Raw genomic sequence first — 20,984 nt, 5'->3', positions numbered from 1 at the left:
GATCTCTTGGGGCTTGACGCCCTCGCGCGCTGGGTAGCGCAGGCGCATGCAGGCATGAGGAAAGGCCGCGTGGACGGGGCCCCGGTTGGAGACTTTCCTGCGAGGCGTGATGCGGCGGGTGCCTTTCAACGTCGATGTACTCGACGTTCGCAACGGCGGGGGCGTCGTCAGCCGCACCCGCAGCATTGACCCAGCTGATTGCGCAGATCTTCGGAGACGACACCCGCATCGATGCTCCCCTCGACGCGGTCGAGAGGGCGCCCGAAGCTTGAATGCCGTGGGTGCCTGCTGCCGCCGCGGTGTCGCCCCGATCGTCTGCCACGTGCCGATGCCGCCCGCCCAGCGGTCTGCGGGCGGGCGGGGCACGGCGGCGGTCTACATCTGGTTCGGCTTGATCATCGCGAACGGGGCGCCCTGCGGGTCGGCGACGACCGTCATGCGGCCGGCCATCATGTCGAACGGCGGGGCAAGGACCGTGCCGCCCCTCTTGACCAGGGCGTCCACGGTGGAGTCCACGTCGTCGACCGCGAAGTAGGTCAGCCAGTGCACCGGGGTGCCCGGCGGGTCGTTGGCCAGCAGCGTGACGCCGCCGACCGGACGGCCGCCGACCGACATCTGCCAGTACGCGTCCGCGCCCTCCATCGGCTCGATCTTGATGCCGAACGCCTCGCGGTAGAAGGCGGTGGCGCCCTCCACGTCGCTGGTGTGCAGCTCGTTCCAGGTCAGCGCGCCGGGCTCGTTGACCACCTGCGCGCCGAAGAACTCGCCGGGCTGCCAGACTCCGAACACCGAGCCCTGCGGGTCGGAGGCGACCAGCATGCGGCCGAGGCTGCCTACGTCCATCGCCGGGACGAGCACAGTGCCGCCAGCGGCGACGATCGCATCCTGGGTGACCTGGGCGTCGGTGCTGGCCAGGTAGCTGGTCCAGACGGTCGGCGGTTCCGGCATTCCTTCGGGGGCCATCGCGGGACCGATGCCGGCCACGGCCTTGCCGTTCAGCTCGCAGACTGCGTACCCGCCGAACTCGGCCGGACCGGGCTGGCCCTGCCAGCCGAGCAGGTCCTGGTAGAAGTCCAGCGCGGTCTGCTGGTCCTTCGCCATCAGATCGACCCAGCACGGGGTGCCGGTGGCGTACGGAGTGGTGATCTCAGGCAACTTTCGTCCCTTCTCGTGAGGTCTGTCCGTCACCTTGCATCGCGGACCGCAGACCCGCCGTCCGACACGCCACCGACGTCGTCTGATACCTCAGGCTGAGCACGCGGGCGAAGGCAGACTCCCCAGCCACTCGCTCGGCTCCCCCAATTCCTTGGGAACCGGGCCAAGTGGGGCGGGGAGCATGCCTTGCCGTTTTCAGGGCTCTGACCGCGATTCCGTGATTGATCTTCCGCTTCCTGTCGTAGCGTCGGCTGCGTCTGCCGTTGATCGAGGGCAGCCGAGGCGGACGTGGAGGCACCGATGAGGGTCGTGTTCGTGCATGGGGCCTGTGTGCGCGACGGGTCGTGGTGGTGGCATCGCACCGCCGAGCTGCTGCAGGAGCGAGGGGTGCTGAGCGTGGCGCCGGCCCTGCCGAGCTGCGGCGAGGCGGGTCTGCCCGCGGGCGCCGGAGGTCCGGGGCTTTCCGAGGACGTCACGGCGGTGCGGCAGGCACTGCTGGACAGCGACGAGTCCACCGTCGTGGTCGCACACAGCTACGGCGGCATCGTCACCGCGGAAGCCGCTGCGGGCGTCGGGTCGGTACGCAACCTGCTGCTGGTCTCCAGCTACCTTCCCGAGGTCGGGCAGAGCCTGTCGGAGTTCGGGGACGGCAGCCCCTCTGCATTCCTCGACGTCGACTCCGACGCCGGCACCTTCGGGGTTCGTCCCGAGCTGCTCGTGGACACATTTCTGCAGGACTGCGGCCCCGAGGTCCAGACGCAGGCGGCTGACCACCTCGCCCGGCAGAGCGTGAGGGTGACCGGGCAGCGCGTCGGGGCGGCCGCATGGCATCAGCTGCCCTCCACCTACCTCGTGTGCGCCCAGGACCGGGGCACTCCGCCACGCCTGCAGCGCGAGTTCGCCCGCCGGGCCGACAGCGTCGTGGAACTTGACGCCGGCCACCACCCGTTTCTGTCCCGGCCCGCCGCGATCCGGGACCTGTTGCTGGGCCTGTAACTGCAGCACCGAGCTCGAAGGCACCCGCATGGCCGCGATCTCGGCGGCATCGACGCAGGCAATACCCACCACCACTGCCTCGCGATCGGCGAGAGCGGGCGTCGGCTGCTGTCACGTCGCGTCGCCATTGACGAAGCCGAACTGCTTGAACTCCTTGCCGAGGTCCGTTCTCTGAACGGCCGGGTGACATGGGGCATCGACCTGGCTGATGGCGGAGCCGCCCTGGCCGTCACGATCCGCCGCAACCACGGCCGGCTGGTCCACCACATCTGCGGCCGGGCGATCCACCGGGCCTCCGAGAACTACCGCTGCGATGACTCCCGTCGGTTCCACGACCGCAAACGTGCCGAGGGTGAGCGTCATACCCGGGCCGTGCTCGCCCTCGCACGTCACCGCGTCGACGTCCTGGGGCCCTCCTCCGCGAGGCCCTCCTCCGCGATGGACGGTGCTACCAGACCGCGCCACCGGAACCACCCCCGCATGACGCCCCGTAGCCGAACCCTGATCCGCGGATATCCAGTAGCTGCCCTGCAGCGCTTGCGTCAGGATCAGACGGAACGACATCGTGGGGAGAACATCCAATGATCACCGCCACCCAGGGAGTCAAGGTCGCCTCGATCTGCGCGGACTGTGGTGGCGTATTGGTCCGCGATCTCGGTCAGTTCATCGACCGGGATCAGCTGTGCTGGGGCATTGAAGGGCGATGCCAAGCCTGCCCCAACGCGTGGTGCGAGACGGACGCAGGTCCAGCTCCCCAGGAGATCAGGCAGGCACTGCTTGCCGAACACGGGGCAGATCGGCTTCGCCTGGCGACCGAGGAAGCCAGTCTCGTCCCCGTGTTGCGAGCCCTGCGCGAGATGCACCACCTGTCGCTCGGCGAAGCCCGGCTGACGGCCGCCGAGCTGAGTGGAGCCGGCGTGGTCGGCACGTCCGTGGAGATGGCGCACCTGGCGGAAGGGCTTCGCAAGCGGTCGGTCGCCACGACTCTCGTTTCGTCACCCGCCTGACCACCCGCGAAGCTGTGCGGACGAGCTGACGGACGCCGGCGAGCCCGACCGGGGTGACCGGCCACGTTGCCGTACCCCTGCGCGAGGCGGGCACACGATCGGGCAGCCGAGTCGCAGCGGACGGGGGCTGTCCTACGTCCGGCCGACCATCGCGGCGGGCTGCACGATGCGGTCGAAGTCCTCGGCGCTGATATAGCCCGAGGCCACCGCTGCCGTGCGCAGGGTGGTGTCCTCGTCGTCCGCCCTGTGGGCGATCGCGGAGGCCTTGTCGTAGCCGATCACGGGCGAGAGCGCGGTGACCAGCATGAGGGACCGGTCGACGTAGGCGTCGATCTGGTCCCGGTTCAGCTCGATGCCTTCGATGCAGTATTCGCGCATCTTGGTGCAGGCGTCGGCGAGGATACCGGCCGCGTGCAGGAAGTTGTTGATGATGACCGGGCGCATGGCGTTGAGTTCGAAGTTGCCCTGGGTGCCGGCGAAGGCGATGGCCGCGTCCTCGGACAGCACCTGGATGCAGACCATGACCATGGCCTCGCACTGGGTCGGGTTGACCTTGCCCGGCATGATCGAGGAGCCGGGCTCGTTCGCCGGGAGGATGAGTTCGTCGAGTCCGCAGCGGGGCCCGGAGGCCAGCCAGCGGATGTCGTTGGCGATCTTCATCAGGGGCACGGCCAGGGCGCGCAGCCCGGCGGAGGCGCCGGCCATGGCGTCCAGTCCGCCCTGGGCCGCGAACTTGTTCTGCGCGGTGGTGAACGGGTATCCGACCGCGTCGGCGATGTCGGCCGCGACCTGCTCGCCAAAACCGGGTGGGGAGTTGAGCCCCGTGCCGACCGCGGTGCCGCCCATCGCCAGCTCGTACAAACCCTCGGCGGATGCGGTGACCCGGTCGACGGCCTGCTGCAACTGGTGGGAGTAGCCGGACCATTCCTGTCCCACGGTGAGCGGGACGGCATCCTCCAGGTGGGTGCGGCCGATCTTCACCACGTCGTGCCACTGGCGTGCCTTGGTCTCGATGGCACGCTGCAGCGCCTGGACACTGGGCAGCAGGTGCTCGTGGATCTCCTTGACCGCGGCGATGTGCATGGCGGTGGGGAAGGTGTCGTTGGAGGACTGCCCCATGTTGACGTGGTCGTTGGGGTGGACGGGGGATTTGCTGCCCAGCTCGCCGCCGGCGAGCTGGATGGCACGATTGCCGATCACCTCGTTGGTGTTCATGTTGGACTGGGTCCCCGATCCCGTCTGCCACACGTACAGCGGGAAGTGATCGTCCAGTTCGCCCGCGATGACTTCGTCGGCCACTCGCTGGATCAGGTCGGCCTTCCAGGCCGGCAGCCGTCCGGCGCGCCCGTTGACGGAAGCGGCGGCCTTCTTGACATGGCCGTAGGCATGGTAGACCGCTTTGGGCATCCGGTCGTCGCCGATGGAGAAGTGGATCAGGGACCGCTGTGTCTGGGCGCCCCAGTACCGGTCCGCGGGGACGTCGACGGCGCCCATGGAGTCGGTCTCCCGCCGGGTGCCGGCCGCATGAAGTCCTATGGGGAGGTCGCGGATCCGCGGGGCTTCGTCCTGCGCGGCCGACCCTGCCCGGTCGTCGGCGGAGTGATGCGTGTTCATGCTGCGGCTCCGTCGGTGTAGACCGGCTCCCACATGGCCTCCCGGACAGCTTCTGCGATGTCGACCGGCTTGGAGGTGGCCACGCCGTCGTCGAGGGCCGCCTTCACCACCGCGGTCGCAGTGATCGCGGAGGACTCCCGAAGATCGTCCACGGCCGGCAGCAGGGAGGCACCCGGCCCCGAGGGGTCGACCTGGTCCGCGACCGCCTGAGCCGCCGCGAGCAGCATGCCCGCGGTCACCTGCGAAGCACCGGAGACGATCGCGCCCAGGCCAAGACCCGGGTACAGCAACGCGTTGTTGGCCTGCCCTATCCGGTAGGTCACGCCCTCGTATTCCACGGGTGCGACGGGTATGCCGGTCGCGACGAGCGCCTTCCCCCTGGACCAGGCGATGACATCGGCGGGCATGGCCTCGATCCGGGAGGTGGGGTTGGAGATCGGGAAGACGATCGGCCGCTCGGTGCCCTGGGACATGGCTTCGACGATCTCGCGCGTGAACGCGCCGTGCGCGGTGGAAGTACCCAGCAGGATCGTCGGCTGGACCCGGCGAACCGTCTCCAGCAATGAGACCGTGCCCTCCTGCCCCGCCCAGGCCACGACCTCGGCCGGGTCGCGCGCGTAGGGCTGCTGGAAGTCGCGCAGGTCGGTCATGTCCCGGGTCAGCAGCCCCTGTTTGTCGACGAGCCACACCTGGGCGACGGCCTGCTCCGGGTCCGCGCCGTCACGGATCATCGCGTCGCGCAGTTGGTCGGCGATCCCCACCCCGGCGGTCCCGGCGCCGAAGACGACCAGCTTCTGGTGACGCATCCGTACGCCGCTGACCTTGACGGCGGACAGGGCGGCCGCCAGCGTGATGGCCCCGGTGCCCTGCATGTCGTCGTTGAAGATCCGGTAGCGTCCGCCGTACTGCTCCAGGATCCGACGTGCGTTGCTGGGGCCGAAGTCCTCGAAGTGCAGTAGCGCATCGGGGAACGCGGACGACGCCGTCTCCAGGTACTTCTCGATGAACGCGTCGTAGTCGGCGCCGCGGACGCGCGGGTGCCGGTTGCCCAGATACAACGGGTCCTCCTGGAGCGACGTACGGTCCGTGCCCACGTCCAGCGACACGGGAACGACGCGGCGAGGGTCGATGCCCGCGGCCGCCGTGTAGACCGCGAGCTTGCCGACCGCGATCTGGATCCCTCCCACGCCCCAGTCGCCGATGCCCAGAATCTCCTCCGCGTCGGTGCATACGATCAAGTCGACGTCCTCGGGCCCGAGTTGAAGCGTGGCGAAGGCCTTCTCCATGTCGTCAGGGCGGTCGATGGACAGGAAGATGCCGCGCGGGCGGCGGTATTCGTGCGAGTACTTCTCGATCGCCTCGCCCACGGTGGGGTCGTAGACGATCGGCAGCAGATCGGCAAGGTGCTCGGCGAGAACCTTGAAGTACAGGGTTTCGTTGCGGTCATGCAGTTGTTCCAGATACACGTTCTTGGCCAGATCGCTCTCCTGAAGCTGCATCTGCCGGTAGGCACGCTGAGCCTGCCGCTCCAGCGTGAGCACTCCCGAGGGCAGGCGCCCGGTCAGGCCCAGGGCATCCCGTTCCTCCGGTGTGAAGCCCACGCCGTGATTACGCAGCGGATCCATGAGAACGCCGGGAGTGGCCGGGGTCCGCGCCTGATTCTCGATCATGAGATCTCCCTCTGTGTGAAGGCCGTGTCGGCTCCGGGCGGGGCGCACGCCGTGCCACAGCCGTCGACGGGTCGAGAACACCTGGGACGCGGTCGTGCCGCGCCCAGGGCGCGGGCAACGGCCACGAACATCGCCGCGAAGGCCGGTGGGAGTGCAACCTCGATCGGAACTCGCGAAGGCCGGGACGTTTCGGGTCCCGGCGGCGTATGGAGATATGGGGCCGGCGTCCCCATGCGGGGGTGGCTCGTAACGACACCGCCCGGGGAATCCGCCGTCCCGATCGATGCCGCGGTATGAATTCAGGCTAACTACCCAGCCGACAGGCCGCGCGACTTCACTCGCCGACGCAGCGCACAGCTCTTCTCGTCGAAGCCGGTGCCGGACAGGTCTCCGAGCACCGGCCCCCGCAGCAGCGCCGGGCACTGGCTCGCCGCTGCATCGACAGGCCCGAGGAGATCGCCTACTGCCTTGCCGGCGCGCCCCTGGACGCCACCGTCGCCGTCCTGAGGCCGGTGTGCTGGTGGCATGAGGGTTCAGGTTGGCGGGCTCGCGCGCAGTTGGGCCCAGACCGTCTTGCCGTCGGGGCCGTAGCGGGTGCCCCAGTTGTCGGCGAGGCTGGCGATGATGAACAGGCCGCGTCCGTCCTCGTCGACGGTGCGTGCGTGTTTGAGGTGCGGGGCGCATTGCGCGGCGTCGCAGACCTCACAGGTCAGATGCCGGTCCAGGACGAGGCGTAGCTGGAGCGGCGGGGCGCCGTAGCGGACCGCGTTGCCCACCAGTTCGCTGACGACAAGCTCGGCGGTGAAGGCCTCCTCCTCCGGGACGCTCCAGGCGGCGAGCTGGCGTCGGGCTGCGGCCCTGGCGAGCGGGGCGGCCTCGTTCCTGGTGGGCAGTGTGATGATCATGACCCGGTCTGCCGGGAGTGCCTTGACGCGGGCCAGCAGCAGGAGCTTCTCCTTCTCGTCGCGGCCCCGCAGCGCGTACGCGACCGTGTCGCACACGTCATCCAGGGGATCCCCGATTCCCGCGACGAGCAGGGACCCCACCTGGCAGGTCGGCGTCAGCAGGTCCTCGTTGCTGAGCGCGAGGGTGCTGCCCTCGGGGAGCTCGACCGTGATGGCGGGGAACGGGGCGTGGCCGTGGCCGGCGAGTATCGGCCCCTCCGGCACGCGCACCAAGGTCGCCCTGCCGTCCGGGTAGACGACATAGGGGTCCCACAGGCCCGCGCGCACGATGGTGCAGTGCTGGTCGACCGCGTCGTACACCGCGATCAGGCACCCCGCGGTGAGCGGCTGTGCCTGCAGGCTGTCCCCGGCCGGAAGCGCCGCGCGTTCGTCCGCGAGGCGGGCGGCGGTGTCGCTGAGCCGGGCCATCAGCTCGTCCGGTTCCAGGTCGAGGGCGGCCAGGGAGTGGATGACGGTCCGCAGCTGTCCCATGATCGTGGCGGTGGCGACACCCCGGCCGGCGACATCTCCCAGGACCAGGGCGGTCCGGGCGCCGGAGAGCTCTATGACGTCGAACCAGGCGCCGCCCGCGCCCGGTCCGGGCAGGCGCAGGTGTGCGATGTCGACCGCTGTGGTGACGGCAGCCCGCTGCGGCAGCAGCCGCCGTTTCAACGTGGCGGCTATCGTGCGTTCACGCATGAATCGGCGGGCGTTGTCGATGGACAGCGCGGTGTGGGCGCACGCATCCGCCGTCAGGCCGAGGTCTCCTTCCTCGAAGGGCTCCTCGGTGCCTCGACGGTAGAGGCTGACGACTCCCATGGCCTGGCCGCGCAGCGCGAGCGGGGCGACGATCAGGGAGTGGGCGTCCGACTGCGCGATCGAGGCCGCGCGGGCCGGGTCGGCCGACAGCCAGGGGGCGTCGGGCTTCACCTTTACGAGCCTCGGACGCAGGTCGGTCAGCACCCGTGAGAACGGCGTGGCGTCGGGAAGCCTGCTCACCTCGCCCACGGGATGAGCGGAGACCACCCCGCGGAACGCGGCTCGCAGAAGTTGGACGGCTCCCTCGACCGGCGCCAGCGGCGGATCCTCGCCCCGTACGACCCCGTCGATGATCTCCACCACTGCGATGCCGCAGAGTCCGGGTACGACCGCGTCGGTCAGGGCCCGGCAGGTGGCGATGACGTCGAGCTGTTCGCCGACGCGGTCGCGTACCGCTTCCAGGATCCTCAGGCGCTGCGCGGCCTGTACCCGATCGGAGACGTCGAGAGCCAGGACGACGAGTCTCGCCCCATCGGCCTGCAGGCTCCCCACACGGATGTACGACAGGGAGTAATACCGGGCCCGACGGTCGTCGCCGGGCACGCGCGCCCGCACCACGTGGTCCAGCACCGGCCGGCCCGACTTCAGTACATCGCGCGCGACCTTCTCCTCAGCGGGCACGGCAAGCCCGTAGACCTCGGTGAACACCCCCCCGATCACGGACGCCAAACACGCCGGTCTCGGCGCGCAGACCTCGCTGACCTGGAGGATGCGCAGTTCGGCATCCAGTACATGGAAGATCATCGACGAACACGTCGACAGGGCCTCCACTATGGCGGAGGCCCACCGGCCCTCGCCGTCGACCGTGCGCGTCACCAGTTCACCGATGTGCCTGCCCACGGCCTCCCGCGCCGACCATCCGAAGGCCTCCTCGGCCGAGACGGACCATTCGATCACCCGTCCGTCCTGCGCGAGCAGCATGAATGATCCGTCACCGGGCACGACACACACCTCCAAGGCGGTCACTCCCGAGGCCACCTCGAGCGGCCACCCAGGCTTCTGCCCGTTTTCACCCTATAGCGCCCCTCGGAGCGCAGCCTCGGCAACGGCGGACGCGGCCGCTCACGAGGTCGGGGATGGATGAGCTCCCCGTTCTCTCCCCGTTCGCTGCCCGTTCGCCGAGACGGCCAAGGATGGGCGCAAGGCCGTGACGGTCTCGCCCCTGCCCATGGTGTCGATGTCGAGTGGACCGCCTCTGCCGTGCCTGCCCGGTGCCGGGCTTCTCGACGAGCTGGAGATCGGCCCGTGTTCCGCCGTCGACCGTGATCCGTCACGTCCCTCACACCATGGAGTCTGTGACGTAGCCACGCGGCGCCCCCCCGTCGTGCGGATCCGTGGCGCATGGCTCGCGACGGTTTTAGCGTTGGGGGGTGCACGAGGGCATGGTCACGCTGTTCCTCGGCGGGGACGTGATGCTCGGCCGGGGTGTCGATCAGATCCTCCCGTTTCCCGGTGACCCGGCGCTGCGAGAGGCGTACATCCACGACGCCCGTGCCTACGTCGACCTGGCGGAGGCGGCGAACGGGCCGATCCCGCAGCCGGTCGACTTCCGCTGGCCGTGGGGCGCGGCGCTGCCGGTCCTGGACGAGGCAGCGCCGGACGTGCGGGTGGTCAATCTGGAGACGGCCGTCACCGGTGACGGAGACTTCATGCCCGGCAAGGACATCCACTACCGGATGAGCCCGGCCAACCTGCCGTGCCTGGCCGCAGCCCGGCCGGACGTCTGCGCACTCGCCAACAACCACGTGCTCGACTTCGGCCCACGTGGCCTCCACGAGACGCTCGACGCAATGGCGGAGGCGAGGCTGCGGACGGCGGGGGCAGGCCCGGACGGGATGCGGGCGAGACAACCGGCGATCGTACCCGTGGGGGCCAAGGGCCGGGTACTGGTCTTCTCCTTCGGAATGCCGTCCAGCGGGATCCCGAAGGACTGGGCCGCAACCGGGCAGCGGATCGGTATCGACGTCGTCGCGGAGCCTTCGGCAGCCGCCGCCTCCGCGTTCGGCGACCGGCTGCGGCAGGTCAGGCGGCCGGGGGACATCGCGATCGCCTCGGTCCACTGGGGCTCCAACTGGGGCTACGGCGTCTCGCGCTCCGACGTCCGCTTCGCCCACGCGCTCCTCGACGCGGGCGTGGACGTCGTCCACGGACATTCCTCGCACCACCCGCGCCCGCTGGAGGTGTACCGGGACAGGCTCATCCTGTACGGCTGCGGTGACCTCGTCGACGACTACGAGGGGATCGGCGGCTACGAGAGCTACCGGGACGATCTGCGGGTGCTGTACCTGGTGTCCGTGGAGGCGGACACCGGCCGGCTGGTCGACGCGCGGTTGGTGCCCCTGCGGGCGCGCAGGATGCGGCTGGAGCACGCCCCGTCCGGGGACACCGAGTGGCTGCGCGCCGTCCTCGACATGCACAGCCGAGCGTTCGGCACCCGCGTGGACGCCGGGCCCGACGGCACGCTCACGCTACGGCCTGTGCATACCGGGCAGCACACATGACGTGGACCTCGGACGGGGACCGCCCCAGCAGGTGTGCGTCGAATGCGACCCGCCCCTGGCCTGGGCCGGACATCGATGCGTGTTCATGTCGTGGCCGGTTCTGCTCATAGGGTTACCGGCCGACGCTCCTGCCCGACCCGAGACTCTGGCGCACCACGGCGACGGATGGTCGGCCGTGGTGAAGGCGCTGGGAGCTGTGCTGGTGGAGAGCAAAGCCGTGGGATGACACACCCCCCAACCGGAAGCGCCTCACACAGTGGTGCGCATTCGTGCGCCGCTGGAGTGAGGATGGAAGTACGGGGCGCATGCACACGGCGCTGTCCGCCGTGTTTCCCTGGGGCGAGGAGGCCGGGTCGTGTTGTTCCTGGATCGCCGGGATGCCGGCCGACAGCTGGCTTCCGTGCTGAAGCATCTCAAGGGTGCCGATGTCGTGGTGCTGGGGCTGCCTCGCGGAGGTGTCCCGGTCGCCGCGGAAGTCGCGAAGGCGTTGGACGTGCCGCTGGACGTCTGCCTGGTGCGCAAACTGGGCGTGCCGTTCCAGCCGGAGCTGGGCATGGGGGCCATCGGCGAAGGCGGCGTCCGCGTGATCAACGACGAGGTGGTGCGCGCCGCGCGTGCCACTTCGCACGACCTGGCCGAGGTCGAGGCCCGCGAGCGGGAAGTACTCGAAAGCCGTGCCCGGCGCTACCGGGAAGGACGGGAGCCGGCAGTCCTGGCGGGCCGCACGGTACTGGTCGTCGACGACGGCGTCGCCACCGGCTCGACGGCGCGTGCGGCCTGTCAGATCGCCCGCGCCCACGGGGCGGCGCGGGTCGTGCTGGCGGTTCCCGTCGCCCCGCACGACTGGGTCGCGCGCCTGGGTGCGGACGCCGACGAGCTGGTGTGCCCGCACACTCCGTGGGACTTCTACGCGATCGGGCAGTTCTACGCCGACTTCTCCCAGACCGACGACGACGAGGTCGTCGCCTGCCTGCAGGAGGCGCTCGCCCGCCCGGCGAACGCCCGCCGGGCCCCGCCCGGGCAGACCGCGCCCGAGGACCGGGAGGCGAATGTACGCGCGGGTCCGCTGCTGCTGCACGGCCGGCTGACGGTACCCGAGGGCGCCCTCGGGATCGTGGTGTTCGCGCACGGCAGCGGTAGCAGCCGGCGCAGTCCGCGCAACCGGTTCGTCGCGACCGGCTTGGACCAGGCCGGGCTGGGCACCCTGCTGTTCGACCTCCTCACCGAGGAAGAGGAGATGGACCGGGCCAATGTCTTCGACACGGAGCTCCTCGCCCGGCGGCTCGCGGACGCCACCGGCTGGCTGCGCGAGCAGCCCGAGGCCCAGGGGCTGGCCATCGGCTACTTCGGCGCCAGCACCGGCGCGGCCGCCGCACTCTGGGCCGCAGCCGAGCCCGACGCGCGGATCGCCGCGGTCGTCTCCCGTGGCGGCCGGCCCGATCTCGCCGGACCACGACTGCCGGCCGTAGCCGCCCCCACCCTGCTGATCGTCGGCGGCGACGACCAACTCGTACTCGGTCTCAACCGTGCTGCACAGACCCGGCTGCGGTGCGAGAACGAACTCTCGGTCGTCCCCGGCGCCACCCACCTCTTCGAGGAACCCGGCACCCTGGAGCAGGTCACCCACCTCGCCTGTGGCTGGTTCACCGACCACATGACCCCGGCACACCACGGGGTGGCCAGATTCTGAGTACGGGTATACCCCGTGAGGAAATCGCCGGGCTTCCTGAAGAGTTCGGTATCTCTCCGCCGTACCCGTGGTGAACGAGGCCTGGTGAGGCCGGGTTCACCCTTGCGGGCCTGTGTTCGCGGCGTGGGTGCCTTGTCCGTTCGAGTCGGACCAGGCGTGGGAGCAGCGCGGGGAAATCCGATGGACGCGGTGTCTTGTGCCTCCTAACCTCACCGGGGGTCAGGAGTCCGCACGTCCGGATGAGGTGCATTTGATGACGGTCCAGGCAACGGCGGCCAGCGTCAACAGGCCGTCCCCCGCTCGCGTCATGACCTCAACGGACGTAAGGAATCCCAACAGTGGATCTTCCACGTAGCTTCACCATCCGCGAGAGCAGCCACCGCATCCACAACCCGTTCTCCAGCGAGAAGCTGGCTGCCCTGGGGCAGGCGCTGCACTTGGCCCCCGGGACGCGCGCGCTCGACCTCGCCAGCGGGTCGGGCGAGATGCTCTGCACCTGGGCGCACGCCCACGGCATCGTCGGGACCGGAGTGGACATCAGCACCGAGTTCACGGCCAAGGCCCGTGTCCGGGCGTCCGAGCTCGGCGTCGCCGATCGGGTGGTTTTCATTCACGACGATGCGTCCGGCTATGTCGCGGACGAACCCGTCGGTCTCGCAGCGTGCATCGGCGCCACCTGGATCGGCGACGGAGTGGTCGGCACGATCGATCTGCTGCGTCGCAGCCTCCGCCCCGGTGGCATCCTCCTGATCGGCGAACCCTACTGGCGTCAGGACCCGCCGGACCAGCACACCGCCGAAGCGTGCCACGCCAGCGGCAAGGATGACTTCCGACTGCTGCCTGAGCTGATCGAGCAGTTCGGCGAACTGGGTTACGACGTCGTCGAGATGATGCTTGCCGACCAGGACAGCTGGGATCGGTATCGGGCCGCGCAGTGGCTCAACATCCGGCGCTGGCTCGACCGGAATCCCGATGACGAGTTGGCCGCCGAGTTGAGAGCCGAGCTCTCCGAGGAACCGGCCCGCTATGCCAGGTACCAGCGCGAGTACCTCGGTTGGGGGGTCTTCGCTCTCATGGGCCGTTGACGGTCACGTCGAGGGCTGACGGTCACGTCGAGAGGGCTGACGGTCACGTCAAGGCTGGGGTCGGCAGCATGCTGCCGGCCCCGTTGCCGGGTGATTCATGACGTGGGCAGGACGAGCCTGGCAGGTCAGCGGTTCAGCGCGGCTCCACTGCGCCGAGTCGTTTCGGCTCCGCTGACGGGCCGGACGGCGTGAAGGAAGTGGCTCACGCCGGGGTGGCGAGTTCGACGAGGTGCCGGGCTGTGCCGGCGGGATCGATGATCTGATGAAGATGCGCGCCGGGCAGGTGCGCCACACGCCAGCCGCGCTCGCGCGCCTCGGCGGCAAGGTCCTCGTACGGAGGGCCGAACAGCAAGTAGGAGCAGGAGTGGTCGTCCCAGCCGTCGGGGACCGGGATGTACTGCTCGTAGTAGGACAGCGGCAGCGTGGGCTGCTCCTCAATGATCGTCTGTCGCATGGCCGGATCGGAGAACATGGGTGCGACATCCGCCTCGTCCCCCAGTCGGTCCAGCGTGGCAGCCTGCCGTTCACGGCCATCGGGCTGAGGAACTCCAGCAACTCGGCCGAGCCTCGCACAGCTCCCTGACCGCCGAGTTGAGTCAGATCGACTTCTCACTCCGTGGGACCACTTCTGAACCGTGCGGTGGGGCCCACAGAGGTACTTACGAACAGATGACCACGCTCCTGACGCCCGGACGCCGCTCCGGGCGTCAGGAGCATGTCCTGCACGCCGTGATGACGACGGGTTCGCCAAATCCCTTCTCGTGTAACCACGCCGTCTGGGCGCCCCGATGGATCTATTCGGTCCAGGCACGCTCCAGCTGGGTGCGGAAGGTGGCGGGCTCCCGCCCGATCAGCTCGGCCAGCGTCGAGTCGACGGCGGTGAACTCGCCATTGCGTGCCGCGGCGAAGATGCTCAGCAGCAGGTCGGCGATCGGGGCCGGGGCGCCGTGCGCCAGGGCCTGCTCGCGGAAGGCGTCGTCGGGAAGGACGGTGCGGGTGAAGGTCCGTCCTGCGGCCTGGGACGCGATCTCGGCGACGGTGTCGAAGTCGAGCGCCGCCGGACCGGTGAGCGACGGAGTGGGCCCCTCGAAGAGACCCTCGTCGGCGAGGATCGCCGCGGTGGCCTCGGCGAGGTCGTCGTGGCCGGTCCAGGTGACGGGGCCGTCTGCGGGGAGGGCGATGTCGCCGGTGTGGCGGGCGGGCTCCAGGAACTGCAGGGCACTGGAGGCGTAGAAGCCGTTGCGCAGCGCGGTCCAGGGCAGGCCGGTGGCGCGCAGCAGGTCCTCGGTCTGGGCGTGGTCGCGGCAGGCCTGGAAGCGGGAGTCGTGGGCGGCGCCCATCTGGCTGGTGTAGAGGATGCGGCCGACGCCGGCCTTCACGGCGGCGTCGATGGCGGTGCGGTGGCCGGTGACGCACTCATCGCCCGTGCGGTCGAGGGAGACGAGGAGCAGCTGCTCGGCTCCCTCGAAGGCGTGCACGAGCGAGGCGGGATCGTCGAAGCTGCCCTGCCGGACACGAACGCCGCGGTCGGCGAGGTCCTTGGCTTTGTGTGGGTCGCGGACGCTGACGCCGACGCGGTCGGCCGGGACGCGCGCCAGAAGACGCTCGACGGTACGGCGGCCGAGCTTTCCGGTGGCTCCGGTCACGATGATCATTGGTTCTCCCGACGCTGTTTCCAGTGGAATCACTTCAACCGTAACACTGGAAATATCAATGGAAGCAAATCTTCGATATCATCGGTACATGGCTACCCGTGAGACATCCGACAGCCCTCGTCGCCGCATCGTCGAGGCGGCCGTCGAGCTGCTGGAGAACGGCGGCCCCGACGCGGTGAGCACCCGTGCGGTCGCCGCCGCGGCCGGGATGCAGCCCCCGGCGATCTACCGCCTCTTCGGCGACAAGGAAGGGCTGCTGGAGGCGGTCGCCGAGCACGGATACGCGCAGTTCCTGGAGGGAAAGCGCGCGCAGCTCGCCCCCGCCCCGCAGGACCCGGTGGAGGAGCTGCGCCGCGGCTGGGACGTGGTGGTGGAGTTCGGGGTCTCACGCCCGGAGTTGTTCGCGGTGATGAACCGGGCCACCGGCCGGGCATCGGACGCAGCCCACCGCGCGGGCCTGGAAATCCTCCATGAGCGGGTACGCCGACTGGCGGCCGGGGGGTGGCTGCGGGTCGACGAGGACCTGGCCGCGCAGATCATCCAGGCAACCGGCCAGGGCGCGGTCACCACCTGGCACTCCACCCCCGCAGAACGCCGCAATCCGGCACTGCTGACCATCCTCCGCGAATCCATGGTCGCCGCCGTCACCCGCGCCGAGCCGACCATCCCCGCCGCGGAGACCGGTCCCGCCCCGGCGGCCCGCGCGCTACGCGCCGCCCTCCCCGACGACGCCGATGTCCTGAGCGACGCCGAGCAGCGCCTGCTGCGCGAGTGGCTCACACGCCTGGCCGCGCACGATCGCACGCCGCACGCCTGATCACACGCCAGGCGCCCCGTACAGGCCGAACTCCCGGATGGATCACGCGGCCACGCGAAAGGCTCTCACCTCGTCAAGCCGCTGAGCGCACTTGGTTGCAGTTTCAACCGTGGGTGGGTCCCGGTGGACCGGCGTGGCCACCTTCCGCTGCACAAAAGGCGATCAACTCCCGTAGCGTGCACGGTAATCTCGGCGGGGTGAATGCTCTCCCCAGCGTTGGGCCACCGGAGATCCTCGCCTCGCTCGGTGTGTCCTTCCGGCTGCGCGAGCACCCTGATGTGACCAGCCCGGTAGAGGTCTGCGCCGCGTTGGGCGTTCCGTTGGAGCGGACGGTCAAGACCCTGGCATTCGTCACCCCCGAGGACCGTCTCCTGCTGGCGGTGCTGCCCGGCCATGCCCGGCTGCGCTACGGCGCCCTGGCTCGCGCAGCCGGGATCCGCCGCAGCGACCTGTCTCCCGCCGATGCCGGGCGGCTGGCACGCACGGGGATGCAGCCGGGCGGGGTGTGCCCCGTGTCCGCAGACCGGGCTGCGGTGGTGGTGTTCGACGAGACCGTCAGCGCCCTGGGACGTGTGCACTGCGGCAGCGGCCGGCGCGGCAGCAGCATCGAGATCGAGGCGGCGGAGCTCATGGCCGCTGTCCCAGCGGCCACTACGGCGTCGATCGGCAGCCTCCCGGCGGACGGGCCGGCATGACGACCGTCCGCGACGCCACGCCCGCGGACGCCGATGACATCTACCGTCTGCTGAGCACGTTCGTGACGAGCTACCGGCCCGACCGAGCCGTCTTCGACGGCGCCACGTTCCCCCGGATCATCGAGGACGCCTCGGCGGGCAGCGCCGAACTCCTGGTCGCCGAGCAGGACTCGTGCGTGGTCGGGTACCTGCTCGCGGTGCGCATGCCCACTCTCTTCGCCGGCGGCACGATCCTCGAACTGCTCGAACTCACCGTGGCCGAGCCCATGCGGGGCCGCGGTACGGGTTCCGCGCTGATCCGGGCCGCGCAGGCGAAGGCCCGGGAGGCGAAGGACGCCGAGGTGACCGTGCCGACCCGAAGAGCGGCCGGCTTCTATCGCGCTCTGGGGTTCCACGAGACCGCCGTTCATCTCAAATGGTCCACAACATGACCGGGTACCTGTCGACCAATCGGCCGGGCGAGACGGGGAAACCGTGCAGATCCAGGGAGTAACGGCACTGGTGACCGGCGCGAACCGGGGGCTCGGGCAGGTGATGGCCCGGCCGCTCCTGCAACGCGGCGCACACCGCGTCTACGGCGGGGCCCGCGACCCACAGTCGGTCGTCGAGCCCGGCGTGATCCCGGTTCGCCTCGACATCACTGATCCCGCCCAGGTGACCGCGGCCGCCCAGACGTGCTCCGATGTGACCTTGCTGGTCAACAATTCCGGCGTCCTGACCGACAGTCCCCTGCTGGCCGCGCCCGACCCGGACGCCGCCCGTGCGGAGATGGAGGTCAACTACTTCGGCACGCTCGCCATGTGCCGCGCCTTCGCCCCGCTGCTCACGGGCAACCCGCCCGGCGCCGTCGTCAACGTGCTGTCCATCGCGAGCTGGTTCACCAACCCCGCGATGGGCTCCTACAGCGCCTCCAAGGCCGCCGCCTGGGCCCTGACCAACGGGATCCGCGGCGAACTCCTCGACACCGGCGTCCTCGTCGTCGGCGTGCACTGCGGATACATCGACACCGACATGGCCGCGCATGTCACCGCTCCGAAGAACTCCCCGGAAGCGATCGCTGAGCAGGCTTTCGCCGCAGTCGAAGCAGGCGAGACGGAAGTCCTCGCCGACGAACGCACCCGCCAGGTCAAGGCAGCCCTCGGACTCGCTCCCGGCGCAACGGCTTCCGCCTGGCATCCGTAACCCCCCTCTCAACTGCGTGTCGCGCGCCACGGATCAGCGAGGCCTGCGCAGCTGGCTGCGCGCCGTCACGACCGAGCTGGGCGGGTGGCCAGGAGCACAACTTTGCCGACAACTGGTCGTACCCGCCGGGCGGATGAGACTGGTGCGGCACCTGCCTGCCCCGTCGGCCCCGGACCGGTCGCCGCGGGTGCTCGGCGTCGACGAGTTCGCCTTCCTCCGTGGCCGCCGGACTTGTTCCCCATGGGTCGGCTCGCTACAAGGACATGCCGCAGTACAGGCGTCGTCGCGGCGCGGCGTCGCGGGCGAGTTCGCCGAGACGTTCCAGGAAGTCGGCCATGAGCCCTGGGTCCTCCCCGCCGCCGTCCTCCGTGTGGGTCCATGCGGTGGCGGCTTCCAGCAGGCGCTCCGGGGTGGCTGCTGCGAGGGCGTCACGAAGGGTGTCTGTGAGCGAGACGAGCCAGGGTCCGTCGTGCTCGGGGTCGTTGAGGAGTTCGCAGAAGCGGGGGTCGGCTTCCACTTGTTCCTCGGACACTCCTGTGAGGTGGGCTTCGACGGTTGCGAGGATCAGGTAGGGGTCTGCCCCTTTGAGGCCGAGCGTGCCGAAGGGGTCGACCATGCTGTCGTCTTGGAACAGCGCGAGGGCTTGCGTGTCGTCGGTGGCCGCGTAGTAGTCGTAGATGTTTCCCATGGCTGAATCGTGCCAGTCCGTGGCAGCGTCGTTCAGAACGACGACACCACCGTGGCAAACATCCTCAACCATGCCGTGACTCGCGCCCAGCCTCTCCTGCCGAGGACCTCCGCCGCCCCTGGGAACGGCCGGCTGAGATCCGCCAGCTCGCCCCCACCACGGGCCGGCCGGGGGTCGCGCCACCTCCGCGTGAAGACCGCCCGTCCTGCCGACGTACCCAAACCGTCCAAGCCCGGCCCCGGAAGCCCGCATCGCCTCGTGGATCACGCCCTCCCGGGGACGCTCACCGAGGGACAGAGCGAGCGGCTCCTTCAAGTCCGGCTCGCTTGCCCGGACATCGCCCGAGCCTGCGATCTCGCTCGGGCACTCTTCCATCCCGTAGCGACACACACAGATTTACATGTACACGACACTCAACCGTCAAATGCTGAAATAAAAAAGAGACTTAAGGGTGGCCGAGAATCAAGCTTTCACCCGCTCCGCGCGGTCTCGATCTAGACATTTAGAGGTGCATTCCGGCCCAGAGGGTCATGGATACTTGTCGCACGCAGCTGTCTTGCAGGATTTTCGTAGGGCAAGCCCGAGAGACGAGACGACGGAAGGGCGCACGAAGGCCGACAGAAACCCTTTTAGCGAGCCTTCATACGTCCGGCCGTGACGTTCTCTGCCCTTCGAGTGTTGAATGAAGGAGAAGTTGTGATTTCAAGGACGCTGAGGGTCGCCCGTTCCGTGGCCGCGGCAGCAGTGGCCACCGTGACCGTCACCATGGCCATGCCCACGGGCAATGCGTTCGCCATCGACCACGTCGAGTGCCGCGGCGGGGAGAACTTCCTGAAGATCTGGTCGCACCTGGACGGGAGGTCCAGCGTGGACTGCTACGCCAATAAGGGCCGGACCAACTTCGGCTCCTGGTGGGTCGACCGCATTTCGACGGGCAACAACGACCTCATCTACTTCGACGTGAACGGCGACTCGGTGCGCATCAACCGATGGACCGACATCACTTTCCCGAGCCGTCCCCCGAAGGTCAAGGACATCGAGATCCTTTAGCGGACGAACGGGCAACTCCCCGGGAATAGTCACACCGGCACACCATCCTTCCGGATGCGAATTCCTTTCAGTTTGGACCTGATTTCCATGCGGGGATAAACCCGATTCGCCGCGGCTTACTGATGCAGGTCACGCGTTTTCCGCGCGGCCTGCATCGGCCTGTTCCCGTAACACTCCGAGGGCCGTGGTCATGGGAGCGCGGGCACGTGCTCGCCGGCGTGGCCATCGAGCTGGTCGGGCCGTTGCTCCACGAGCAGCAAAGTCAGGGCGGCACGGACGGTGACGGAAGCGGACATGGTCCGCCTGACATTGCAGGCACCCCCACCCCCGGGCCGACGCTCTGTACGGGTGACAACACCGTGTCGCTGGAGCCGGCGAGTGAGACATCACGAGAGTTTGGTCGCAAAACCCCCATCTCGGCCTGCCGTGTGAAAGGAACACCGTGAAGCGGTTCGGTATCTACGCCACCCTGCCTTTTGTCGCCGCTGTGGCACTGACGGGCACCATGACGGGCCAGGCTTCCGCTGACCCTTGGGACGATCTCGGACACCCCGTGGGACCCATCATCACCACCATCATCTTCAACAACGGCAACAACAACATCACCAACACCCAGATCGGTAACGCCCAGGGCGGCGGCATCGGCAACACGCAGGGCGGCACCCAGATCGGCAACCACAACACCCAGGGCGGCACCCAAGGCGCGGGCAACCACAACACCCAAGGCGGCACCCAAGGCGCGGGCAAGCGCAACACCCAAGGCGGCAACCAGGGCGCGGGCAACAAGAACACCCTGGGCGGGACCCAAGGCGCAGGCAAGCGCAACACCCAAGGCGGCAACCAGGGCGCGGGCAACCGCAACACCCAGGGCGGCACCCTAGGCGCAGGCAACAAGAACACCCTGGGCGGAACCCAAGGCGCAGGCAAAAAGAACACCCTGGGCGGGACCCAAGGCGCGGGCAAAAAGAACACCCAAGGCGGCACCCAAGGCGCGGGCAAAAAGAACACCCAGGGCGGCACCCAAGGCGCAGGCAAGCGCAACACCCAAGGCGGCACCCAAGGCGCAGGCGCCGCAAGCACCCAGGGCGGTACGCAGGGCGGCGGACTTGCGACGGACAGGCTCGCCGCGATCGACGCCGCCGTAGCCAGGGCCATCTGGTGGAGGACGTGGGCCGCCACCGACTCCTACCTGCCCGTCACCTACGCGAGCCGTCTTCCCTGGATGTGACTCCAACATGGCTCACACGCCTGATGGCCAACCCGCACCAGAGACAACCGGCCACGGTGGTCACCGGTGACCCCGGCGTGGGGCCGCAGGGGGGGACCTTTGTTACCTCCGGACCCCCACCGGGTGGGGGGCAAAAAACACCTCAGCAAAGGCTTCTGTGAGGTGGCGGAGTGGAGGCACCCGCTTTC

General features: G+C 69.2%; 19 protein-coding genes. 12 read left to right on the top strand and 7 right to left on the bottom strand.

The annotated features are described in order from the left end of the window. Positions 1–375: 375 nt before the first annotated feature. A complete protein-coding gene (locus ACZ7OY_RS41210; RefSeq protein WP_472250654.1) occupies positions 376–1,155 on the bottom strand; it encodes a VOC family protein in 780 nt (259 codons plus the stop codon). 300 nt (positions 1,156–1,455) lie between these two features. Between ACZ7OY_RS41210 and ACZ7OY_RS41205 the strand changes: the two genes are divergently transcribed. The 3 genes from ACZ7OY_RS41205 to ACZ7OY_RS41195 are packed head-to-tail and all read left to right on the top strand — an operon-like array spanning position 1,456 to position 3,158. Beyond that, entirely contained in the window at positions 1,456–2,151 is a 696-nt protein-coding gene (locus tag ACZ7OY_RS41205; RefSeq protein ID WP_472250653.1) for an alpha/beta hydrolase, read from the top strand. Then, positions 2,152–2,736: an IS110 family transposase gene (locus ACZ7OY_RS41200; RefSeq protein WP_472250682.1), complete on the top strand. Its 585-nt coding sequence runs from the start codon at positions 2,152–2,154 to the stop codon at positions 2,734–2,736. Beyond that, a complete protein-coding gene (locus tag ACZ7OY_RS41195; protein WP_472250652.1) occupies positions 2,733–3,158 on the top strand; it encodes a hypothetical protein in 426 nt (141 codons plus the stop codon). Before ACZ7OY_RS41200 ends, ACZ7OY_RS41195 begins: the two co-directional genes overlap by 4 nt. A gap of 132 nt (positions 3,159–3,290) precedes the next feature. Here the strand turns inward: ACZ7OY_RS41195 and fumC are convergent, their stop codons facing one another. From fumC to ACZ7OY_RS41180, 3 genes are all read right to left on the bottom strand, one after another. After that, entirely contained in the window at positions 3,291–4,772 is a 1,482-nt protein-coding gene (fumC, locus tag ACZ7OY_RS41190; RefSeq protein WP_472250651.1) for a class II fumarate hydratase, read from the bottom strand. Continuing rightward, complete coding sequence (locus ACZ7OY_RS41185) at positions 4,769–6,442, bottom strand: NAD-dependent malic enzyme (protein WP_472250650.1); 1,674 nt, start codon at positions 6,440–6,442, stop codon at positions 4,769–4,771. The genes fumC and ACZ7OY_RS41185 overlap by 4 nt, the downstream gene beginning before the upstream one ends. 533 nt (positions 6,443–6,975) lie before the next feature. After that, positions 6,976–9,126, bottom strand: a complete 2,151-nt coding sequence (locus tag ACZ7OY_RS41180) for a SpoIIE family protein phosphatase (RefSeq protein WP_472250649.1) — start codon at positions 9,124–9,126, stop codon at positions 6,976–6,978. 449 nt (positions 9,127–9,575) lie between these two features. Here ACZ7OY_RS41180 and ACZ7OY_RS41175 point away from each other — a divergent pair, with 449 nt between their 5' ends. The 3 genes from ACZ7OY_RS41175 (at position 9,576) to ACZ7OY_RS41165 (ending at position 13,481) form a co-directional block, all read left to right on the top strand. Next, positions 9,576–10,706 (top strand): CapA family protein, encoded by a 1,131-nt coding sequence (locus ACZ7OY_RS41175; RefSeq protein WP_472250648.1) that lies wholly within the window; start codon positions 9,576–9,578, stop codon positions 10,704–10,706. Positions 10,707–11,061: 355 nt separating this feature from the next. Beyond that, complete coding sequence (locus ACZ7OY_RS41170; protein ID WP_472250647.1) at positions 11,062–12,396, top strand: phosphoribosyltransferase family protein; 1,335 nt, start codon at positions 11,062–11,064, stop codon at positions 12,394–12,396. Between the two features lie 338 nt (positions 12,397–12,734). After that, positions 12,735–13,481, top strand: a complete 747-nt coding sequence (locus ACZ7OY_RS41165; RefSeq protein WP_472250646.1) for an SAM-dependent methyltransferase — start codon at positions 12,735–12,737, stop codon at positions 13,479–13,481. A gap of 202 nt (positions 13,482–13,683) precedes the next feature. On the opposite strand, the gene ACZ7OY_RS41160 is transcribed toward ACZ7OY_RS41165, so the two are convergent. Together ACZ7OY_RS41160 and ACZ7OY_RS41155 are read right to left on the bottom strand one after the other, a co-directional pair. Continuing rightward, positions 13,684–13,935 carry a hypothetical protein gene (locus ACZ7OY_RS41160; RefSeq protein WP_472250645.1) on the bottom strand — a complete coding sequence of 84 codons (252 nt, stop codon included), beginning with the start codon at positions 13,933–13,935 and terminating at the stop codon, positions 13,684–13,686. Positions 13,936–14,275: 340 nt separating this feature from the next. After that, positions 14,276–15,136, bottom strand: a complete 861-nt coding sequence (locus ACZ7OY_RS41155; protein ID WP_472250644.1) for an SDR family oxidoreductase — start codon at positions 15,134–15,136, stop codon at positions 14,276–14,278. An 88-nt stretch (positions 15,137–15,224) separates the two neighbouring features. Here ACZ7OY_RS41155 and ACZ7OY_RS41150 point away from each other — a divergent pair, with 88 nt between their 5' ends. The 4 genes from ACZ7OY_RS41150 to ACZ7OY_RS41135 all read left to right on the top strand — a co-directional run bounded on the left by ACZ7OY_RS41150 (position 15,225) and on the right by ACZ7OY_RS41135 (position 17,830). Further along, positions 15,225–15,953 carry a TetR/AcrR family transcriptional regulator gene (locus ACZ7OY_RS41150; RefSeq protein WP_472250643.1) on the top strand — a complete coding sequence of 243 codons (729 nt, stop codon included), beginning with the start codon at positions 15,225–15,227 and terminating at the stop codon, positions 15,951–15,953. A 197-nt stretch (positions 15,954–16,150) separates the two neighbouring features. After that, the gene (locus ACZ7OY_RS41145) at positions 16,151–16,648 is read left to right on the top strand and encodes an aminoacyl-tRNA deacylase (RefSeq protein ID WP_472250642.1); all 498 of its coding nucleotides are present in this window, start codon (positions 16,151–16,153) and stop codon (positions 16,646–16,648) included. Beyond that, on the top strand, positions 16,645–17,079 hold the full coding sequence (locus ACZ7OY_RS41140; protein ID WP_472250641.1) for a GNAT family N-acetyltransferase: 435 nt from the start codon (positions 16,645–16,647) through the stop codon (positions 17,077–17,079). The genes ACZ7OY_RS41145 and ACZ7OY_RS41140 overlap by 4 nt, the downstream gene beginning before the upstream one ends. 43 nt (positions 17,080–17,122) lie before the next feature. Beyond that, a complete protein-coding gene (locus ACZ7OY_RS41135; RefSeq protein WP_472250640.1) occupies positions 17,123–17,830 on the top strand; it encodes an SDR family oxidoreductase in 708 nt (235 codons plus the stop codon). A gap of 253 nt (positions 17,831–18,083) precedes the next feature. On the opposite strand, the gene ACZ7OY_RS41130 is transcribed toward ACZ7OY_RS41135, so the two are convergent. Continuing rightward, positions 18,084–18,518, bottom strand: a complete 435-nt coding sequence (locus tag ACZ7OY_RS41130) for a hypothetical protein (RefSeq protein ID WP_472250639.1) — start codon at positions 18,516–18,518, stop codon at positions 18,084–18,086. A gap of 696 nt (positions 18,519–19,214) precedes the next feature. Between ACZ7OY_RS41130 and ACZ7OY_RS41125 the strand changes: the two genes are divergently transcribed. Both ACZ7OY_RS41125 and ACZ7OY_RS41120 read left to right on the top strand, forming a co-directional pair. Then, positions 19,215–19,568: a beta/gamma crystallin domain-containing protein gene (locus ACZ7OY_RS41125; RefSeq protein ID WP_472250638.1), complete on the top strand. Its 354-nt coding sequence runs from the start codon at positions 19,215–19,217 to the stop codon at positions 19,566–19,568. Positions 19,569–20,010: 442 nt separating this feature from the next. Beyond that, entirely contained in the window at positions 20,011–20,796 is a 786-nt protein-coding gene (locus ACZ7OY_RS41120; RefSeq protein ID WP_472250637.1) for a hypothetical protein, read from the top strand. Positions 20,797–20,984: the final 188 nt, after the last annotated feature.

This window comes from Streptomyces sp. NPDC107559, from assembly GCF_055657365.1.
Note: the sequence above shows the minus strand (reverse complement) of the source record. Positions and strands in the feature narration are given on the sequence as shown.

Bases quoted from the DNA above. Each gene is read 5' to 3' on its own strand.
- ACZ7OY_RS41180 (WP_472250649.1), bottom strand. From the start codon at position 9,126: ATGCTGCTCGCGCAGGACGGACGGGTGATCGAATGGTCCGTCTCGGCC.
- ACZ7OY_RS41195 (WP_472250652.1), top strand. From the start codon at position 2,733: ATGATCACCGCCACCCAGGGAGTCAAGGTCGCCTCGATCTGCGCGGAC.
- ACZ7OY_RS41140 (WP_472250641.1), top strand. From the start codon at position 16,645: ATGACGACCGTCCGCGACGCCACGCCCGCGGACGCCGATGACATCTAC.
- ACZ7OY_RS41205 (WP_472250653.1), top strand. From the start codon at position 1,456: ATGAGGGTCGTGTTCGTGCATGGGGCCTGTGTGCGCGACGGGTCGTGG.
- ACZ7OY_RS41185 (WP_472250650.1), bottom strand. From the start codon at position 6,442: ATGATCGAGAATCAGGCGCGGACCCCGGCCACTCCCGGCGTTCTCATG.
- ACZ7OY_RS41150 (WP_472250643.1), top strand. From the start codon at position 15,225: ATGGCTACCCGTGAGACATCCGACAGCCCTCGTCGCCGCATCGTCGAG.
- ACZ7OY_RS41130 (WP_472250639.1), bottom strand. From the start codon at position 18,518: ATGGGAAACATCTACGACTACTACGCGGCCACCGACGACACGCAAGCC.
- ACZ7OY_RS41155 (WP_472250644.1), bottom strand. From the start codon at position 15,136: ATGATCATCGTGACCGGAGCCACCGGAAAGCTCGGCCGCCGTACCGTC.
- fumC (WP_472250651.1), bottom strand. From the start codon at position 4,772: ATGAACACGCATCACTCCGCCGACGACCGGGCAGGGTCGGCCGCGCAG.
- ACZ7OY_RS41160 (WP_472250645.1), bottom strand. From the start codon at position 13,935: ATGCGACAGACGATCATTGAGGAGCAGCCCACGCTGCCGCTGTCCTAC.